The organism is Bradyrhizobium sp. SZCCHNRI1029 (assembly GCF_032487555.1).
Lineage (GTDB): Bacteria > Pseudomonadota > Alphaproteobacteria > Rhizobiales > Xanthobacteraceae > Bradyrhizobium.
Genome location: NZ_JAUEUK010000003.1, coordinates 357932 through 376874, shown reverse-complemented (window position 1 = coordinate 376874; position 18943 = coordinate 357932). Strand labels below are relative to the sequence as shown.

General features: G+C 65.9%; 13 protein-coding genes. 11 read left to right on the top strand and 2 right to left on the bottom strand.

The genetic code is table 11. The features are described from left to right. Window positions 1–76: 76 nt before the first annotated feature. From QW861_RS10870 to QW861_RS10845, 6 genes are all read left to right on the top strand, one after another. Window positions 77–2464 carry a TonB-dependent receptor gene (locus tag QW861_RS10870; RefSeq protein ID WP_315750900.1) on the top strand — a complete coding sequence of 796 codons (2388 nt, stop codon included), beginning with the start codon at window positions 77–79 and terminating at the stop codon, window positions 2462–2464. Window positions 2465–2472: 8 nt separating this feature from the next. After that, on the top strand, window positions 2473–3699 hold the full coding sequence (locus QW861_RS10865) for a sialidase family protein (RefSeq protein WP_409998637.1): 1227 nt from the start codon (window positions 2473–2475) through the stop codon (window positions 3697–3699). After that, window positions 3696–4193: a TlpA disulfide reductase family protein gene (locus tag QW861_RS10860; RefSeq protein ID WP_315750901.1), complete on the top strand. Its 498-nt coding sequence runs from the start codon at window positions 3696–3698 to the stop codon at window positions 4191–4193. Before QW861_RS10865 ends, QW861_RS10860 begins: the two co-directional genes overlap by 4 nt. Window positions 4194–4400: 207 nt before the next feature. Further along, window positions 4401–5735, top strand: a complete 1335-nt coding sequence (proS, locus tag QW861_RS10855) for a proline--tRNA ligase (RefSeq protein ID WP_315750902.1) — start codon at window positions 4401–4403, stop codon at window positions 5733–5735. A gap of 95 nt (window positions 5736–5830) precedes the next feature. After that, window positions 5831–7114: a lipoprotein-releasing ABC transporter permease subunit gene (locus QW861_RS10850; protein ID WP_315711581.1), complete on the top strand. Its 1284-nt coding sequence runs from the start codon at window positions 5831–5833 to the stop codon at window positions 7112–7114. Between the two features lie 7 nt (window positions 7115–7121). Continuing rightward, entirely contained in the window at window positions 7122–7823 is a 702-nt protein-coding gene (locus QW861_RS10845) for an ABC transporter ATP-binding protein (RefSeq protein ID WP_315738246.1), read from the top strand. A gap of 12 nt (window positions 7824–7835) precedes the next feature. Here QW861_RS10845 and QW861_RS10840 read toward each other — a convergent pair whose 3' ends face one another. After that, window positions 7836–8915: an alcohol dehydrogenase catalytic domain-containing protein gene (locus tag QW861_RS10840; protein WP_315750903.1), complete on the bottom strand. Its 1080-nt coding sequence runs from the start codon at window positions 8913–8915 to the stop codon at window positions 7836–7838. 140 nt (window positions 8916–9055) lie between these two features. Here QW861_RS10840 and QW861_RS10835 point away from each other — a divergent pair, with 140 nt between their 5' ends. Further along, window positions 9056–9826: a helix-turn-helix transcriptional regulator gene (locus QW861_RS10835; protein WP_315750904.1), complete on the top strand. Its 771-nt coding sequence runs from the start codon at window positions 9056–9058 to the stop codon at window positions 9824–9826. A gap of 445 nt (window positions 9827–10271) precedes the next feature. Then, a complete protein-coding gene (locus QW861_RS10830) occupies window positions 10272–11045 on the top strand; it encodes an outer membrane protein (protein ID WP_315711586.1) in 774 nt (257 codons plus the stop codon). 106 nt (window positions 11046–11151) lie between these two features. Here the strand turns inward: QW861_RS10830 and QW861_RS10825 are convergent, their stop codons facing one another. Continuing rightward, on the bottom strand, window positions 11152–11487 hold the full coding sequence (locus QW861_RS10825) for a DUF3551 domain-containing protein (protein WP_315711587.1): 336 nt from the start codon (window positions 11485–11487) through the stop codon (window positions 11152–11154). Window positions 11488–11756: 269 nt separating this feature from the next. Here QW861_RS10825 and QW861_RS10820 point away from each other — a divergent pair, with 269 nt between their 5' ends. The 3 genes from QW861_RS10820 to QW861_RS10810 all read left to right on the top strand — a co-directional run bounded on the left by QW861_RS10820 (window position 11757) and on the right by QW861_RS10810 (window position 18938). Beyond that, window positions 11757–12470, top strand: a complete 714-nt coding sequence (locus QW861_RS10820; protein WP_315750905.1) for an outer membrane protein — start codon at window positions 11757–11759, stop codon at window positions 12468–12470. A gap of 463 nt (window positions 12471–12933) precedes the next feature. Continuing rightward, window positions 12934–16464, top strand: coding sequence for a DNA polymerase III subunit alpha (dnaE, locus tag QW861_RS10815; RefSeq protein WP_315711589.1), 3531 nt, complete (start codon window positions 12934–12936; stop codon window positions 16462–16464). A gap of 170 nt (window positions 16465–16634) precedes the next feature. Then, window positions 16635–18938 carry a caspase family protein gene (locus tag QW861_RS10810; RefSeq protein WP_315711590.1) on the top strand — a complete coding sequence of 768 codons (2304 nt, stop codon included), beginning with the start codon at window positions 16635–16637 and terminating at the stop codon, window positions 18936–18938. The last annotated feature ends 5 nt before the right edge of the window (window positions 18939–18943 follow it).

Here is an 18943-nt window from a genome sequence, read left to right as displayed (position 1 = left end):
TCGGCCGCAGCCGCGCGCCGATCCGTTTTGAATCAGGAAGACCGGCCGTGCAGAGCCGGCATCGGGGAAGTCAAACATGTTCCGTCGTCATGCCCTGGGTGGTGTGAGCGTGCTCGCACTGCAGCTCTTGCTGCTGCAATCGTCCACGATCGCGCGCGCCGAGACCGAGAAGGAATTGCCGTCCGTCACCGTCGACGCGCCGCGTGCCGCACCACAACGGGCCGTGCGCAAGCCGGTCACGCAGGCAACGTCCGTCCGCACGCGCGCGCCAAAGCCGGCTGCCGCATCCGTGGCCAGCAACTCCGGACAGGGAGGAGCGGTGTCCGATCCAGCCTCGGGTGCCGGCGCCGCCCGCAGCCAGCTCAACCAGTCGCCGACCGGCCAGACCGCGACCACGATCGACCGCAGCCGCTACGATGACCGGCCTGCGTTTTCCGTCGGCGACATCCTGCGCGAGAGCCCCGGCGTCTCGCTCAAGCAGGGCAACGGACCGCGCGACCTTGGCATCTCGATCCGCGGCTCCAATGCCCGCAACGGCTTCGGCATCCGCAACATCGTGCTGTTCGAGGACGGATTTCCAGTCACCCAGCCGGACGGGCTGTCGCGCAGCGACCTGATCGATCCCCACGCCTATGGCGCGGTCGACGTGATCCGCGGACCCTCCTCGGCGCTCTACGGCAACTATGCGACCGGAGGCGCGATCAATTTCCGCACCCGCCCGGGCGGCAGCATCGACGGTGCCGAGATCGGCAGCGAAGGCGGCAGCTTCGGCTATCTCAGCAACTACATGACGTTCGGCAAGAAGGTCGGCAACTTCGAGGGCTCGTTGTTCACCAGCGACGTCCGCGGCGACGGCTATCTCGGCAACAGCTGGTTCAACACCCAGACCGTCAACTTCCTCGGCACCTACAAGGCGACGCCGGATGACCGCTTTACGGTCAAGATCATCAACAACGACCTGTTCACGCGGCTGCCAATCCGGTCGTCGCTGAATCAGTACTATCAGAACCCTTATCAGCAGGGCTGCGCGACATGGACGACAGCAGCCGCGGGCTGCGGCAGCGTCACGTTGTTCAACAACGGGTTCAACAACTCGGCTGGAACGGACAAAGAGACGGCGCTGCAGGCCGGGCTCGGCCGCAACGACCGCCGTACCATCGTCGGCGGGCGCTGGGAGCACGATTTCGACAACAACACGACCTGGCGCAATCAGTTCGTGTTCGATGACCGCAACATCAGCCAGCCGACCGGGTCGACCAGCGCGGTCGGCGACTATCCGTCCTACAACTACATGAGCGACATCACCCGGCGGGGCGAGATCTTCGGCCTGGAATCGACCAGCTTCTTCGGCGCCTTCTACAATACGCTCACCGCGTCCGGAGACACGTTCAACGTCATGCCGGGCGGCAACGGCACGCTCGGCCGCTTGTCGACCAACCTTCTGAGCGAGACGACGAATTTCGGCGTGCGGGCGCGCGAGGAGCTCAAGCTGACGTCGGCCTTGACCGCGGTGGCCGGTCTTGGCTGGGAGCGCACCCATCTGCGCGGCGTGAACACGGCAGGGGGGACAGGGACGACGCTCACGACCGCGGACCGGCAGTTCGACAATCTCGCGCCCGAGTTTGCGCTGCTCTACAAGGTGAACAGCGACTGGCTGGTGCGGGCGCGCGTCGCATCGGGATATGGCACGCCGCAGGTCTCGAACCTGTTTGTGCTCCCGAGCGGCACAGCCGGAAACAACACCAATCTCGCCTCGCAAAGCAATCTCGGCTACGATTTGGGCTTTGACTGGACTCCCAACAAGTCGGTCACCCTGAGCGCAACCGGCTTCTACGAATTCTTCCGCAACGAGATCGTCAACCAGGCAACGCCGGTTGTCGGCGTGACCTATGCGTTCAATGCCCCGCGCTCGGAGCATCGCGGCGTCGAGCTGGCCGCCGACTGGAAATTCCTGCCCGGCTGGCGCTTCACGGCCGCCTACACCTATCTCGACGAGATCTACACCGACTATACGGAGAACCTGACAAACGGCACGGTCTTCCGCTTCAACCGCGCCGGCAACAAGATTCCAGGGATTTCCCCGAACGAGCTGACGGCCCGGCTGGGGTATGATCACGCCAGCGGAAGGCTTGCAGGGCTGGGTGCCTTCGTCGAGGTCCAATGGAAGGATTCCTTCTATATGGACAACGCGAACCTGCTCAGGGCGCCCGGCTACGAGCTGGTCAACCTGAACGTCCATTACAGGACCGAGCTTGCGTCCGAGGCCTTCAAGTCGCTCAACGTCTTCTTCGAGGTCAGGAACGTGTTCGACCGCACCTATATTGCGTCGGCCAACAATATCGCGAACTCGGTCACGTCTGCAGGCGTTCAAAATCCCGCCAGCGTTCTGGCCAATACCACTGGCTCGATCTATGCCGGCTCACCGCGCGCCTTCGTCGCTGGCATGAAGGTGGCATTCCGATGAGGCACAGCATGACAAGGACGCCATCGCTTCGAGGCTGCGTCGTCGGACTCGCCATGGCCCTGATGTGGCCGCTGTCCGTACAGGCCCAGATGGCACATCAGCACGGATCGGACGCGGCATGCGAGGGCACCGAGCTCCGATGCGCCACCAAAGTGACGCCGTTCTTCGCTGAAGACGGCAAGCTCTGGCTCGTCTGGATGGCCGGAGGCCGGGTGTCGGTGGCGAGCTCGACCGACGGCGGGAAAACGTATTCCGCCGCCGTACCGGTCACCGAGCAGCAGCTCAATCTCGACTGGGGGCCCGATGCCCGTCCGAAGCTGGTGGTCGACGGCAAAGGCGTCATAGCGGTGGCGTTCTCGATCTTCCGCGACCAGGCGTTCAACGGGCAGGTGCTGTACTCCCGGTCGGAGGATGGCGGCAAAAGCTTCGCGGCACTCCGTCCCATCACGCCGAACAACGAAAGCCAGCGCTTCGAGGCGCTGGCGCTGGACCAGGACGGCACCGTCTTCGTGGCGTGGCTCGACAAGCGCAACCGGGTGCCGGCGAAGGCCGCCGGGCGCGCCTACGAGGGCGCGGGATTGTTCTTCTCATCATCGCGCGATGGCGGCGCCACCTATGCCGAAGCGACGCTGGCCCAGGACAACACCTGCGAATGTTGCCGGCTCGGCGTTGCCTTCGCGGGGCCGGGACGTCCGGTGGTGATGTTCCGCAACATCTTCGAAGGCAGCGTGCGCGACCATGCGGTGGTCACGTTCAGCGACCTCGGCACCCCCGGCGAGGTCCACCGGGTCAGCACCGATGATTGGCAGATCAAGGCCTGCCCGCATCAGGGGCCGAGCCTGACCGTGTCGCCGGCGGGCACGTATCATGTCGCCTGGTTCACAAGCGGCAAGGTTCGTAAAGGGCTATTCTACGCGCGTTCGCGCGACGGTGGCCGGACGTTCTCGGAACCCATGGCGATCGGCCAAGCCGACCGCAATCCGACGCGGCCCTATGTGCTCGCGACCCAGGACAGCACGACGCTGGTGTGGAAGGAGTTCGACGGCGAGCGCACCACGGTGATGGGAATGCAATCGCGGGACGATGGCGAGACGTGGTCGAAGCCGCGCGCCCTTGCCAGTACGGACAATGCGTCGGATCACCCGCTGCTGGTCGCCCATGGCAGGCAGATCTTCCTGTCCTGGATGACCAAGTCTGATGGCTATCGGTTGCAGCCGATCGGAGATGAGTCATGAAACGCCCATTCGCCGCCCTTGCGATCTTTGGCTTCGTCGCCTTGACGGCGTCGAGCACCGCAGCACCGCCATCGCTCAAGCCGTTCGAGCGCGGCACCTGGCGCGAGGTGCTGCGGGCCCATGCGGGTCGTCCGACGCTGATCCATTTCTGGGGCGTCACCTGCGGCCCCTGCAAGATCGAGCTGCCGCAGCTCGGCAAGTTCATGTCCGATCATCCCGAGATCGACGTCGTCACCGTCAGCGCCGATTTGGTGCCGAACCTGAACGCTGCGACCCAGGCCATGCTGGACAAGGCCGGACTCACCACGGCGGAGAACTTCATCTTCAACGACGGATATGTCGAGCGTCTCCGGTTCGAGATCGATCCGTCCTGGCAGGGTGATATCCCGCGCACGATACTCGTGACCCGCGAGGGCGCGGTCTCGACCATCGAAGGCAGCGCCGAGATCGGCGATCTCGACAAATGGTCCTCGGAGCAGGGGCGGGGGCACTAAGACGGCCGGGGCGCGGGGATCTTGCCCGGTCGCCCTGCGCGAGCCTCATCACGGCGACGTGCGCCGTTCATCCTCCACTTCAGCGGAACCGGTAAATTGATTGGGAATCCGGCGGCTTAGCCGCCTTTTTTCAAACCCAGCCTTGTGTTTTGCCGCCTGATCCGGTTTGACTGCGCCAGCTCGAACCGAATCTCGAAGGCCTCGCCCATGCGTCTGTCGCGGTTTTTCCTGCCCATTCTGAAAGAAAATCCGAAGGAAGCCGAGATCGTCTCGCACCGGTTGATGCTGCGCGCCGGCATGCTGCGGCAGGAGGCGGCCGGCATCTATGCCTGGCTGCCGCTGGGCTTCAAGGTGCTGAAGAAGATCGAGCAGATCGTGCGCGAGGAGCAGAACCGCGCCGGTGCGCTGGAGCTGTTGATGCCGACCCTGCAGCTCGCTGACCTCTGGCGCGAGAGCGGCCGCTACGATGCCTATGGCCCGGAGATGCTGCGTATCAGCGACCGCCACAAGCGTGAGTTGTTGTACGGGCCGACCAACGAGGAAATGATCACGGAAATCTTCCGTGCCTATGTGAAGTCCTACCGCAACCTGCCGCTCAATCTCTATCATATCCAATGGAAATTCCGCGACGAGCAGCGTCCGCGTTTCGGCGTGATGCGCGGCCGCGAGTTCCTGATGAAGGACGCCTATTCGTTCGACCTCGACGAGGCCGGCGCGCGGCGCGCCTACAACAGGATGTTCGTCGCGTACTTGCGCACCTTCGCGCGGATGGGCCTGAAGGGCATCCCGATGCGCGCCGAGACCGGTCCGATCGGCGGCGATCTCAGCCACGAATTCATCGTGCTCGCGGAGACCGGTGAATCCGGCGTCTACTGCGACCGCGACGTGCTCGACCTGCCGATCCCGCCGGCGTCCGTCGATTATGACGGCGACCTGACGCCGATCATCAAGCAATGGACGTCGCTCTATGCGGCGACCGAGGACGTCCATGACGCCGCCCGCTTCGAAGCCGAGGTGCCGGCTGAGCGGCGGGTCCATACCCGCGGCATCGAGGTCGGCCAGATCTTCTATTTCGGCACCAAATATTCCGAGCCGATGAAGGCGCTGGTCGCCGGCCCCGATGGGGCGGAGGTCACCATCCATGGCGGCTCCTACGGCGTCGGCGTGTCACGGCTGGCTGGTGCGATCATCGAGGCCTGTCACGACGAGGCCGGCATCAAATGGCCGGAGGAGGTCGCCCCGTTCCGCGCCGTCATCCTCAACCTGAAGCAGGGCGGTTCCGACACCGATGTCGCCTGCGAGCAGCTTTATCGCGATCTCCTCGCCAAGGGGGTCGACGTGCTTTACGACGACACCGAGCAGCGCGCCGGCGGCAAGTTCGCCACGGCGGACCTCATCGGCATCCCCTGGCAGATCATGGTTGGCCCCAAGAGCCTCGCCGAGGGCAAGGTCGAGGTGAAGACCCGCAGCGACGGCGCCCGCCAGATGATGTCCCCCGCGGACGTCGTGGCACGGCTCGGCGGCGGGACATTGGCTGGCTGAGACGCGCGTTCGATCATCGGATTATCCACCGGGGCTGCCCGTCCCCTTCAGGCCAATCCGGCCACATTCGGCCCGAATCATGGGATGATCGCACAATGGATGACGCCATGACCGAACCGGTGCAGACCACCACCCCCTTCGCTCCCTTCGAGTGGATGCTGTCGGGGCGCTATCTGCGCGCGCGCCGCCGGGAGGGGTTCATCTCCGTCATCGCGGGGTTCTCCTTCCTCGGCATCATGCTGGGCGTCGCCACCCTGATCATCGTGATGGCGGTGATGAACGGCTTCCGCAAGGAGCTGCTCGACAAGATCCTCGGTCTGAACGGGCATCTGCTGGTGCAGCCGCTGGAGTCGCCGCTCACCGACTGGAAGGACGTCTCCGAGCGGATCGCGCAGGTGCAGGGCATCCGACTTGCCGCGCCGGTGGTTGACGGACAGGGTCTGGGCTCGTCGCCATTCAATGCGTCAGGCGTGTTCATCCGCGGCATTCGCGCGCAGGACCTCACGAACCTGACGTCGATCGCCAAGAACATCAAGCAGGGTTCGCTGGAAGGTTTCGACGAAGGCCAGGGCGTCGCGATCGGCCGCCGGCTCGCGGACCAATTGTCGCTGCATGCCGGTGACAGCATCACCCTGGTCGCCCCGAAGGGCGCCGTGACGCCGATGGGCACCACGCCGCGCATCAAGCCCTACAAGATCGCGGCGGTGTTCGAGATCGGCATGTCGGAATACGACGCCAGCTTCGTCTTCATGCCGCTGGCCGAGGCGCAGGCCTATTTCAACCGCAACAACGACGTCACCGCGATCGAGATCTTCACCAGCAATCCGGACAAGGTGGAGGAGTTTCGCAAGACGGTCACCGAGGCGGCCGGCCGCCCGATCTTTCTCGTCGACTGGCGCCAGCGTAACTCGACCTTCTTCAATGCGCTGCAGGTCGAGCGTAACGTGATGTTCCTGATCCTGACCTTGATCGTGCTGGTCGCCGCGCTCAACATCGTTTCGGGACTGATCATGCTGGTCAAGGACAAGGGCCAGGACATCGCCGTGCTGCGGACCATGGGGGCTTCGCAGGGGGCGATCATGCGGATATTCCTGATCACCGGCGCCTCGATCGGGGTGGTCGGCACGCTCACCGGATTCGTCGTCGGCCTCCTGATCTCGATGAACATCGATTCGATCAGGAAGTTTTTGTCCTGGCTGACGAGCACCGATCTGTTTCCCAATGAACTCTATTTCCTGTCGAAGCTGCCGGCTGAGATCGATGCCGGCGAGACTGCGGCCGTTCTGATCATGGCCTTGACCCTGTCTTTCCTGGCTACGCTGTATCCATCCTGGCGCGCGGCCCGATTAGACCCGGTCGAAGCGCTTCGCTACGAGTGAGGCGCTGATGGAAGAGCAGGGGGCAGAGGATGTGCCGGTCGTTTATCTCCACGAGATCAAGCGGCGGTACATGCAGGGTGAGCAGCAACTGACCATTCTGGACGGCGCCAAGCTGGCGCTGTGGGCCGGTCAGTCGGTGGCGCTGGTGGCGCCGTCGGGCTCGGGCAAGTCGACATTGCTGCACATCGCGGGCCTCCTGGAGAGCCCCGACGAGGGCGAGGTCTATGTCGGAGGCGTGCCGACGTCGCAGTTGACCGACATCGAGCGCACCCAGATGCGCAGGACCGACATCGGTTTCGTCTACCAGTCGCACCGGCTGCTGCCGGAGTTCACGGCGCTGGAGAACGTGATGCTGCCGCAAATGATCCGCGGCTTGAAACGGTCCGAGACGGTGAAGCGGGCGACCGAGATCCTGGCTTATCTCGGGCTCGGCGAGCGCATCAAGCACCGCCCGGCCGAGCTTTCCGGCGGCGAGCAGCAACGCGTCGCGATCGCGCGTGCGGTCGCCAATGCGCCGCGTGCGCTGCTGGCGGACGAGCCGACCGGCAATCTCGATCCTGGTACCGCCGATCACGTCTTTCACGCGCTGATGCAGCTCGTGAAGGCCACGCGGGTCGCGATGCTGATCGCGACCCACAACATGGAGCTGGCCGGCCGCATGGACCGGCGCGTCTCCATCGTCGGCGGCAAGGTCGTCGAGCTCGACTGAGTCCGGCCGCAGTCAGGGCCTGATCACCGTCATCTTGAACGGCTCGCGATGGGCGGCGGCATGGGCGACCGCGTCGTTGGCATGGTCGAGGTCGAAACAGGTCGGCTCGAACTGCGCGAGGTCGAGCAGTCCGGCCCTGATCAGTCCCACCATCTTCACTGTCGCTGTCGGCGGGCACATCCAAACGCCGCGGATGGTGATGCAGTCGCGCATGATCCAGGGATAGGGCAGCTCGAGCCCGGGGCCGCCGAGCATGCCGACTCCGCCCATCAACACCACGCGCCCATAGGGACGTACGGTCATCACGGCGGTCCGCACGACATTGGTCGTGACCGAGGGCGGCATGATGTCGAGCACGCAGTCGATCGGGCCGGGCGCGGCGCGCTTCATGCGCTCGGTGTCCTCGCTTTCATGGCCCGACAGCCTGACTGGATGGATGCGTGCGCCGAACCGGCGCTGGAGCTCGGCCAGCATGACCTCGTTGCGACCGGGCGCCACGACCGCAGCGGCGCCCATGGCGAGCGCCACCGCGACTGCGGCGCTGCCGAACCTGCCGGTGGCGCCGCTGACCAGCACGGTCTCGCCCGCCTGCAGATTGGCGGCAAGAAAGCCGCCATAGGGCACGAGCAGGGTGCCGAGCGCGCACCACCGCGCCGCGTCGCGGGCATCGATGACACCGATCGGCTTGGCGTTCTCCGTTGGCAGCCGCATGCGCTCGGCGAACGAGCCGTGCCGGAAATGCCGTTGTAGCTTGAGCCCGCCCGGTCCGCGCGCGCTCAGGCCTTGCAGGGTTATGTCGGGGGCGAGCGCATTGTCACGTGAGCGCACCGTCGGATCGCAGAACACCCAGTCGCCAATCGCAAGATGCGTGGCATCGGGGCCGAGCGCGCTGACCCTGCCGATGCCGCTCGTTCCCGGGATGACCGGCAGTTCCAGCAGATATTTGCGTTCTCCGCTGAACACTTCATTCGCATAGGACAGCACGCCGGCTGCGGCGATGTCGACGATCACCTCGCCGGTGCCGAGCACGGGGTCTTCGACATGCTCGATCTCGAGCGGCGATCCAAATCGTTTGAGCACTGCGGCCTTCATGATCTTCTCCATTTTCGCGATGGCGAGGCACCAGTCTGCCGGTCTATCCTACGCGCAAGAAGGCCTGGTATTATCCTAGGATTGAAGAAGCCCAGGCTGGGCGCACCGCCATCGGGGGCGAACCATGAGTGATCTCGGAGATGAGTGATCCAAGACATGCCGAGCTCGGCAACTTCCTGCGCTCGCGGCGCGAGAAGCTGACGCCGCAGGCGGTCGGGCTCGCGGCCGGGCGGCGGCGACGCACCGCGGGGCTGCGGCGGGAGGAAGTGGCCGAGCTCGCCGGCATCGGTGTCGACTGGTACATCCGAATCGAGCAGGGCCGTGCGGTAAAGCCGTCCTCATCCACCATCGATGCGCTGGCGCGCGCCCTGCGCCTGAGCCGAACCGAGCATGCTCATCTCAAGGCGCTGGTGCGCGATCCTGCGCGCAAGCCGTTCGTGCGCGAGCAGGTGCCGCCCCGACTGCGCGAACTCGTGCAGAGTCTGAACCAGCCGGCCTACATCTCCGGACGGCGATGGGACGTGCTGGCCTGGAATGCCGCGGCGGACGAGATCTTCGGCTTCTCGCAACTCGCCGACGATGAGCGCAACACGTTGGTGCTGATGCTGTGCAAGCCCGGCGTGCGCGGGCTGTTCGGCGCGCAATGGAAGGAGCTGGCGCAACGCATGGTCGCGCAGTTTCGCGCGACCTATGATCTGTGGGCGGGCGATCCCGCCTTCGTCGATCTGATCGCGCGGCTGCGGCGTGGCAGCCGCGAGTTCGATGGCTTGTGGGCGGCGCACGACGTCAATGCGCTTGCTGCGGGCGAAAAGCTGCTCGAGCATCCGAAGAAGGGCCGCGTGAGGCTGCGATACGCGACCTTCCAGTCCAACGACGATCCCGCGCTGAAGTTGGCGATCTACTACACGTGATGACGATGCCGCTCCGGACGAGCGTGCATTCCGCGTCGGCCGGGAAGCACCACACATTCGTCCGCTTTGCGCATGATGATGCTACGCATTCGCAAGACTCGTCGTGCTGCCCTGAAGAATTCACGACTGAGACGTGACAGGGGTCGTTCCGTGACCGGGAGTTTCCCGATCACGATTTTGCCGTCGCTCGCATTGTGGCCATGGATGGACGCCGGCCACGACTCCTCCTTACATCTTATTAGTTGTTTGTTCATGTTGCCGGCAAAGCCTTGAAAAACAGGCATTTGCGTCCAATCCCATAAAAGCCGGAAAGAATGGTTCTGATCTGCACATCGGTTGATGTCGGCGGAGCGAATGCGGGTGGCATAGTCGCTTCGTCGCGCTGCATGTTTTTCGCACGGAACCAGGGGGCCTGGGGACTTTGGGACAGAAGCTACGGAGTTCGATGATGAAGACGCTTTTCGGCGCAACGGTGGGGCTCGGCGCAATCGCCGCGGCGACGTCTGCATTCGCAGCTGATCTTCCAATGAAGAAGGGGCCGTACACCAAGGCGCCGCCCGCCGTCGTGGCGACGGTGTATGACTGGAGCGGCTTCTATGTCGGCTTCAACGCCGGCGGAGGTTCCAGCCGGGATTGCTGGAATCTGGTTTCGAACGCCGGTGTGGCGGTGAACCCGGCAGCCAACCGCGAAGGCTGCTCCGGGGGCGGCGGCGCGGCCGTCGGCGGCCAGGTCGGCTACCGCTATCAGATGGCCAACTGGGTGTTCGGCGTCGAGGCGCAGGGCGACTGGGCGAATTTCAAGGGCACGAATCGCAACCTGATTCTTCCCAATGTCAGCGACCGTTCACGCACCAACGGCTTCGGCCTGTTCACCGGCCAGGTCGGCTATGCCTTCGACAACATTCTCGGCTATATCAAGGGCGGTGCCGCGGTCGTCGGCGATCGCTACGACACCTTCACCACGGGCACCAACGTGATGCTCGATCGCGCCAACACGACGCGTTGGGGCGGTACGATCGGTGCCGGCCTCGAATATGGCTTTGCGCCGAACTGGTCGGTCGGCGTCGAGTACGACCACATCTTCCTGGGCAACAAGAACCTGAACTTCGTCGCCGCGGCCGGCGCGCCCGCGATGACTCATCGCATCAAGCAGGATGTCGACATCGGGCTCGTGAAGCTGAACTACAAGTTCGGTCCGGGTTTCGGGATGATGCGCTGACGCAACGTCACCCTCGATTGCTCCGGTTCGTCGAAGCCGCGGCTTCGACGAACCTTCGATGGTGTGGCCTGAGACGGCGGCTCGCTGCGTCGAAGGCGGGGACGGGTCAGTCCTCTTCGAACACGAACGGGTTGGGGAACGGCGCGTAGGGATTCGGCGCCGGCGGACGCGGCCTGATCCGCTGCCTGTGCGGATACGGATAGGGCGTCGCGCGCGGGTCATTGCTGACACCGGCGAAATAGGGGTTCGCGATGCAGTTCAGCAGGCGTCCCGACGCCGTCGCCTGGCATTGCGCGTAAGTGTCGAAGGTGCAGTGGCTCAAGCCCGGAAACTCATCACCCTGCAGACAGAACGCATGCCTGACACCGACGGCGTGAGCCGGCGCATGGGTTGCGACCACGAGGCCGGCTGCAGCCAGGGCCGCAAATAAAACCTCACGCATCAACGATCTCCCTTCATCCCTTGATGACCAGAACGCGCGCGCTTCATGGCGAAGCGCCGGCGCGACGGCCCTCACGCGTGTGTAGTCGGTCGGCCCTCGATTGCAAGCTGGAAAGTTCCATCAACACACTGTGATTAAAGATTAATTTCCTAACATGTCTCGTGGCCTTTCAGCAGCGAGCTGTGACCGAGCGGCTACAGCAATTGTGGCGCAGATCGGTAAGAGGTGCGGCTGGCCTGGGGGCCAAATGAGACGAGACTGGACCTGTGATGAAGAAACTTCTGTTGACGACGACGGCGCTCGTGGTGCTGGCCTCGCCGGCGCTTGCCGCGGATCTCGCTGCGCGTCCCTACACGAAGGCACCGCCGCCGGTGATGGCTGCGATCTATGACTGGAGCGGCTTCTACATCGGCGCGAACGGTGGCGGCGGCTGGAGCGAGAACACCTGGGATCTGGTCGGCGGCGGCCGCGAGGGTTCGCATGATGCATCCGGCGGCACCGTCGGTGGCCAGGTCGGCTATCGCTGGCAGATGGGCCAGATCGTGTTCGGCGTCGAGGCGCAGGGCAACTGGGCCGACCTCACCGGCGACAATCAGAGCGCGCTGTTCGGAACGCGTAACCGCACCAAGACCGATGCGTTCGGCCTGTTCACCGGCCAGGTCGGCTACGCCATCAACAACGTGCTGCTCTACGCCAAGGGCGGCGCGGCCGTGACCAGCAACAAGTACACGATCACCAATGCGGCGACCGGCGCGTTCCTCGCCTCCAACGACGACACGCGCTGGGGCGGCGTGGTCGGTGCCGGCGTCGAATACGGCTTTGCGCCGAACTGGTCGCTGGGCGTCGAGTACGACCATCTGTTCATGGACCGCCAGACCGTCAGCTTCGGCGCGCTCGGCTCCGACAGCATCAAGCAGGACGTCGATCTGTTCACCGCCCGCCTGAACTACCGCTTCGGCGGCCCGGTCGCGACGCGGTACTGAGTCGATCCTCGCTCGATCGGCGGATTGGAAAGCCCCGGCGTTCGCGCCGGGGCTTTTTGTTTGCGGAGGCGGGTTAACCATTTGCTGTGCCGGCGCGGCGATGAGCCGATCAGCGCGCTTGACCTGAGAACAGAAAAGGAACATTGTTCTTCATATGTTCTGACTCAGGGAGGTCCCGATGCTGAAGGTTTTCGTTCAAGAAGCCGCCGCGCTGGCGTCGATCACGCTGTTCGTCGGCATGATCGCGCTCTGGGCGCAAATCATTCCACAGCTTTAGTTTTCCGAGCGCAGCGGCTGGGGACAAGGCAGGCGAGGGCGCCGGACTCGCCGGAGGTCGTCCGATATGATGCGGAGCGAGTCGGTCGGGGTCGGGGGCATGGCGGTTCATGACTTCGAGCCAAGCCCAAGGCTTGGCCCCGCACCGTGATCTCGGAACAAGCCCCAGGGAAGCTGCAAGGCGAGCATGTCCAGCGCCGGATTCGTCCATCTCCACGTCCATTCCGCCTATTCGCTGCTGAAGGGCTCGATCAAGATCGGCAAGCTCGGCGAACTCGCCAAGGCCGACCGCCAGCCGGCGCTGGCGCTGACCGACACCGACAACATGTTCGGTGCGCTCGAATTCTCCGACAAGATGGCGAGCTATGGCATCCAGCCGATTGCCGGCTGCGAGCTCGCCATCGATTTCGGCGACATGGACCCGAATGCCCGCAATGCCGGCGCGGTCGCGCAGCCCTCGCGAATCGTCCTGCTCGCCGCACGCGAGGAGGGCTACCGCCACCTGATGCGGCTGAACTCGCGCGCCTTCCTGGAGACGCCGACGCACCAGGCGCCGCACATCAAGTTCGAGTGGCTGAACGAGGGTGTCGATGGTCTGATCGCGCTCACGGGCGGGCCCGATGGGCCGATCTCGCTCGCGATCCAGCACGACATGGCGGCACTTGCGACGCAGCGCTGCGAGCGGCTGGCAAGCCTGTTCGGCGACCGCCTCTACATCGAGCTGCAGCGCCACGGCGTCGACCGCGAGCGCCGCGTCGAAGGCGGCCTGATCGATATCGCCTATGGCAAGGGCCTGCCGCTGGTCGCGACCAACGAGCCGTATTTCGCGACCGCCGACGACTACGAGGCGCATGATGCGCTGCTGTGCATCGCCGGCGGCCATCTGATCGCCGACACCGAGCGCGTGCAGCTGACGCCGGATCACCGCTTCAAGACCCGTGCCGAGATGGCGGTGCTGTTCGCCGACCTTCCGGAGGCCTTGGCCTCGACGGTCGAGATCGCCGAGCGCTGTTCGTACCGGCCGCGGACGCGCAAGCCGATCCTGCCGTTCTTCACGGTCGGCGCCGGCACCGGCAGCGATGCCGTGGACGCCGCCAGCGCCGAGGCCGCCGAGCTGAAGCGACAGGCGGAGGAGGGTCTGGAGCGGCGCCTCAAGGTGCACGGCATGGCGCCGGGCATGACCGAGGAGGACTATCAGAAGCGGCTCGCCTTTGAGCTCGACGTCATCATGCGCATGAAGTACGCGGGCTACTTCCTGATCGTGTCGGACTTCATCAAATGGGCCAAGGCGCACGGCATCCCGGTGGGACCGGGGCGCGGCTCCGGTGCAGGCTCGCTGGTCGCCTGGGTCTTGACCATCACCGACCTCGACCCGATGCGGTTCGCGCTGCTGTTCGAGCGCTTCCTCAATCCCGAGCGCGTCTCGATGCCGGACTTCGACATCGACTTCTGCCAGGACCGCCGCGGCGAGGTGATCTCCTACGTGCAGCAGCGCTACGGCCGCGACCAGGTGGCGCAGATCATCACCTTCGGCACGCTGCAGGCGCGCGGCGTGCTGCGCGACGTCGGCCGCGTGCTGCAGATGCCCTACGGGCAGGTCGACAAGCTCACCAAGCTGGTGCCGCAGAATCCGGCCGCGCCGGTGACGCTCGCCGCCGCGATCGAGGGCGAGCCGAAGCTGCAGGCCTTCCGCGACGAGGACCCGGTGGTGGCGCGCGCCTTCGACATCGCGATGCGCCTCGAAGGCCTGACGCGGCATGCCTCGACCCACGCCGCCGGCATCGTCATCGGCGACCGGCCGCTGAGCGAGCTGGTGCCGATGTATCGCGATCCAAAATCGGACATGCCGGTCACCCAGTTCAACATGAAGTGGGTCGAGCCCGCCGGCCTCGTCAAGTTCGACTTCCTCGGCCTGAAGACGCTGACCGTGCTCGACGTCGCCGTGAAGCTTCTGAAGCAGCGCGACGTCCACGTCGATCTCGCGACCCTGCCGATCGACGACGCGCCGAGCTATCAGATGCTGGCGCGGGGCGACGTGGTCGGCGTGTTCCAGGTTGAAAGCCAGGGCATGCGGCGGGCGCTGATCGACATGCGCCCGGACCGCTTCGAGGACATCATCGCGCTGGTGGCGCTGTATCGTCCCGGTCCGATGGCCAACATTCCGACCTACTGCGCCCGCAAGCACGGCGAGGAGGAGCCGGAATATCTGCACCCGATCCTGGAGCCGATCCTGAAGGAGACCTTCGGCGTCATCATCTACCAGGAGCAGGTGATGCAGGTCGCGCAGCAGATGTCCGGCTATTCGCTCGGCGAAGCCGATCTCCTGCGGCGCGCCATGGGCAAGAAGATCCGCGCCGAGATGGACAAGCAGCGCGTCCGCTTCGTCGAAGGCGCCGTCAAGAACGGCGTGCCGAAGGACCAGGCCGACACGATCTTCGACCTGCTCGCCAAATTCGCCGACTACGGCTTCAACAAGTCGCACGCGGCCGCCTATGCGCTGGTGTCCTACCACACCGCCTACATGAAGGCGCATTATCCGGTGGAGTTCATCGCGGCGTCGATGACGCTCGATCTCAACAACACCGACAAGCTCTCGGAATTTCGTGCCGAGGCGCAGCGCCTCGGCATCAAGGTCGAGCCGCCGTCGATCAACCGCTCGGGGCCGACCTTCGAGGTCAGCGGCAACACCATCTTCTACGCGCTCGCGGCGTTGAAGGGCGTCGGCCCGCAGGCGATCGAGATGATCGTCGAGGCCCGCAACAAGGGCGGCCCGTTCACCTCGCTCGCCGACTTCGCCTCTCGCGTCAATCCGCGCGCGATCAACAAGCGCATCATCGAGACGTTGGCGGCGGCCGGTGCGTTCGACGTGCTCGACAAGAACCGCGCGCGGGTGTTCGCCGGCGCGGACGCGATCGTCGCCGCCTGCCAGCGCGCGCACGAGGCCGCCACCTCCGGCCAGAACGACATGTTCGGCAACGCCGCCGATGCGCCCGCGATCATCCTGCCGAACATCGAGAACTGGCTGCCGGCCGAGCGTCTGCGGCGCGAATATGATGCGATCGGCTTCTTCCTGTCGGGCCATCCGCTCGACGACTACGCGGCGGCGCTGAAGCGCCTGCGCGTGCAGAGCTGGGCCGAGTTTTCGCGTGCGGTGAAGACCGGCGCGACCGCGGGCAAGGTTGCCGCCACCGTGGTGTCGCGCATGGAGCGGCGCACCAAGACCGGCAACAAGATGGGCATCATGGGTCTGTCGGATCCGACCGGCCATTTCGAGGCCGTGCTGTTCTCTGAGGGCCTCGCACAATATCGCGACGTGCTCGAGCCGGGCGCGGCGGTGCTGCTGCAGCTCGGCGCCGAGCTGCAGGGCGAGGATGTCCGCGCGCGGGTGCTGCATGCCGAGCCGCTCGATGATGCCGCCGCCAAGACGCAGCGCGGATTGCGCATCTTCCTGCGCGACACCAAGCCGCTCGATTCCATCGTCAAGCGCCTGCAGGGGCCGGAAGGTGCCGCGGTCAATGGCAACGGGGCGATCGCCAAGAGCGCCGCGCCGCCGTTGGCGCCCCGCACCGCAGCAGGCGAAGGCGAGGTGTCGCTGGTCATGATGCTGGACCTCGAAACCGAGGTCGAGATGAAACTGCCGGGGCGCTTCAAGGTTTCGCCACAAATCGCAGGTGCCATCAAGGCGGTGACCGGCGTGGTCGACGTGCAGCAGCTGTAATCGAGGCGATCGTTCCGCTGGAGCGGCTGCGTTCGGCGATCTTGCTGGTCGAACGGGGGGACGAGGAACAAAAAAGCTGCGCGTGGGCTGTACGGACATGCCTCCGTTCAACCGCGGTTCAGCCATTCTCCCGCTGAATCCGCGGCGGGTGCCTCGAAGGGGCTTGAACCATGCGCTTGACCAAGATCACCGCGAAGATCGTCCTGAGTGTCTCGCTCTGCCTGCTCGCCTTGGCGGCCTTGCCGCGGCTTGCCGCAGCGCAGCAGCCCGGCGCCGAAAAGCGTATCGCTCTGGTGATCGGCAACGGGGCCTATGCCAAGGGCCCGCTGGCGACGGCGGCCAACGACGCCGGCCTGATCGCGCAGACGCTGCAGGCCGCGGGCTTCGATGTGGTCGGCGCGCGCGATCTCGATGCCGACACGCTGCGCAAGAGCTTTCGCGATTTCATTCACAAGGCCCAGTCAGCCGACACCAACACCGTCGCGATGGTCTATCTGGCCGGCTACGGCATGCAGCTCGCCGGCGAGAACTATTTTCTTCCCGTCGACGCCAACATCGGCAGCGACGTCGACATTCCGACCGAAGGCCTGCGCCTCAGCGACTACATCCGCCAGCTTGCGGCGACGCCGGTGAAGGCCAGCGTCGTGGTGCTCGATGCCGCCCGCCAGCAGCCCTTCATCGCCAGCGGTCCGGCGATCGCCGGCGGCCTGGCGCTGGTTGAGCCCGATGCCAACATGCTGATCGCCTTCAATGCGGCGCCGGGCACGATCGCGCCGAACGAGACCGGCGCCTACGGCGTCTACGCGCGCTCGCTCGCGGAGATGATCCGCACCGGCGGCCTGTCGCTGCCGGAGGTGTTCGACCGGCTGCGGCTGCGCGTCAACGAGGAGACCAAGGGCGCGCAGGTGCCGTGGGATGCGCAGAAGATCCAGGCCGCCTTCACCTTCTTCGAGCGGGCGCCGGACGCGCCCGCCACGCCGGATTCGCCGGAGCAGACCGCGGCGCTGCGCTCGCGCCCGATCCGCGAGCTGCCGGTGCAGGAGGCCTATGCCGCGGCGCTGGAGCGCGACACGCTGCAGGGCTATGAGGATTTCATCGCCGCCTATCCGAGCGACCCGCTGGCGCGGCGCGTGCGCGCCCTCGTCGCCGCTCGCCGCGAGGCGCTGACCTGGCGACGGACGTTTCGCACCGACAGCCCGGAGGCCTATTGGTCCTACCTGAAGCGCTATCCCTATGGCGCGCATGCCGAGGACGCCCGGCGGCGGCTGGCGATGTTGTCGGCACAGCCGGCGCCGCCGCCGACCTTCGCGATGATCGAATATGACGTGCCGCCGCCGCCGCTCGACGAGGTGATCTATGTCGAACGTCCGGTGCTGCTGTTCTCGGATCCCGAATTCGATTTCGTGCCGCCGCCCCCGCCGCCGGTCTACATCCTGCCGCCGCCTCTGCCGGAGTTCGTGGAGCTGCCGCCGCCGTTCGCTCCGGTCGGCCTGTTCATCCTGCCGCGGCCGGTGTTCGTGCCGATCCCGGTCTATGTCCGGCCGCCGGCTTTCGTTGCCCCGCCGCCGAACAACATCATCTACCAGAACATCCACAACCCGACCGTCATCAACACCGTGATCAATCGTCCGGCGCCGCCGGCCGCGCCGATCACTGCCGGCCCCGCGGCCGTGACGACGCCGGCCGTGGCGGTGGCACCGGCCTTGCCGCCGGCCGTCGCGCAGCGCGCCACGCTGATCCAGCAGGGCAAGGTCCCGCCGCCGGGAGGACCGCTCACCAATCCCACGGTCCGGCCCGGTGCAGCACCGGCCATTCAGGCCAACGCTCCGCCGGGCGGACCCTCGCCGGCCATGACGGGACCCGGGCAGGGGCATGCCAATGTCAATCCGCTGCCGGTGCCCGGTCGCGGTGGTCCGCCGGTGCCACCATCGGTTCAGGCTCCTAGTCTGCGCCAGCCGGCACCGGCATCGCCCTCTGCCGCGCTGCCACCGCCCGCGCGCCAGGATCTGCGCGCGAACCGCACGCCGCCGGGCGCAGTCGTGCCGCAGCCCGCAAGGCCATCGGTGACGCCGTCCCGTCCGGTCATGCCGTCAGCCGTTCCGCGCGGGCCTGAGGTGAGCCCGCGCATTCAGCAGGCGACGCCACCGCAGATCCAGCGCCGCCCGCCGCCACCACCGGCGACGGCGCGTCTGAGCCCGCCACCGGCGCCGCCACGACCGCCGGTTGCACCGATGGTTCGGGCGGCTCCGCCACCTCGGCCGGCGCCACCGCCGCCGCAAGTCATGCGTCCGTCCGCTCCGCCACCGATGGCGCGTCCTGCGCCTCCACCGCAGATGGCGCGTCCCAGTCCGCCGCCGATGGCCGCCGTGGCCCGGCCGGCGCCGCCGCCGATGGCGCGGCCCGCGCCGCCGCCGCCACGTCCGGCGGCCCCGCCGCCGGGCAAGAGATGTCCGCCGAACGTCCCGCATTGCTGAGCCGC

Excerpts from the sequence above, each read along its gene's own strand:
- QW861_RS10870 (WP_315750900.1), top strand. The coding sequence starts at position 77 with ATGTTCCGTCGTCATGCCCTGGGTGGTGTGAGCGTGCTCGCACTGCAG.
- QW861_RS10865 (WP_409998637.1), top strand. The coding sequence starts at position 2,473 with ATGACAAGGACGCCATCGCTTCGAGGCTGCGTCGTCGGACTCGCCATG.
- QW861_RS10860 (WP_315750901.1), top strand. The coding sequence starts at position 3,696 with ATGAAACGCCCATTCGCCGCCCTTGCGATCTTTGGCTTCGTCGCCTTG.
- proS (WP_315750902.1), top strand. The coding sequence starts at position 4,401 with ATGCGTCTGTCGCGGTTTTTCCTGCCCATTCTGAAAGAAAATCCGAAG.
- QW861_RS10850 (WP_315711581.1), top strand. The coding sequence starts at position 5,831 with ATGGATGACGCCATGACCGAACCGGTGCAGACCACCACCCCCTTCGCT.
- QW861_RS10845 (WP_315738246.1), top strand. The coding sequence starts at position 7,122 with ATGGAAGAGCAGGGGGCAGAGGATGTGCCGGTCGTTTATCTCCACGAG.
- QW861_RS10840 (WP_315750903.1), bottom strand. The coding sequence starts at position 8,915 with ATGAAGGCCGCAGTGCTCAAACGATTTGGATCGCCGCTCGAGATCGAG.
- QW861_RS10835 (WP_315750904.1), top strand. The coding sequence starts at position 9,056 with ATGAGTGATCCAAGACATGCCGAGCTCGGCAACTTCCTGCGCTCGCGG.
- QW861_RS10830 (WP_315711586.1), top strand. The coding sequence starts at position 10,272 with ATGATGAAGACGCTTTTCGGCGCAACGGTGGGGCTCGGCGCAATCGCC.
- QW861_RS10825 (WP_315711587.1), bottom strand. The coding sequence starts at position 11,487 with ATGCGTGAGGTTTTATTTGCGGCCCTGGCTGCAGCCGGCCTCGTGGTC.
- QW861_RS10820 (WP_315750905.1), top strand. The coding sequence starts at position 11,757 with ATGAAGAAACTTCTGTTGACGACGACGGCGCTCGTGGTGCTGGCCTCG.
- dnaE (WP_315711589.1), top strand. The coding sequence starts at position 12,934 with ATGTCCAGCGCCGGATTCGTCCATCTCCACGTCCATTCCGCCTATTCG.
- QW861_RS10810 (WP_315711590.1), top strand. The coding sequence starts at position 16,635 with ATGCGCTTGACCAAGATCACCGCGAAGATCGTCCTGAGTGTCTCGCTC.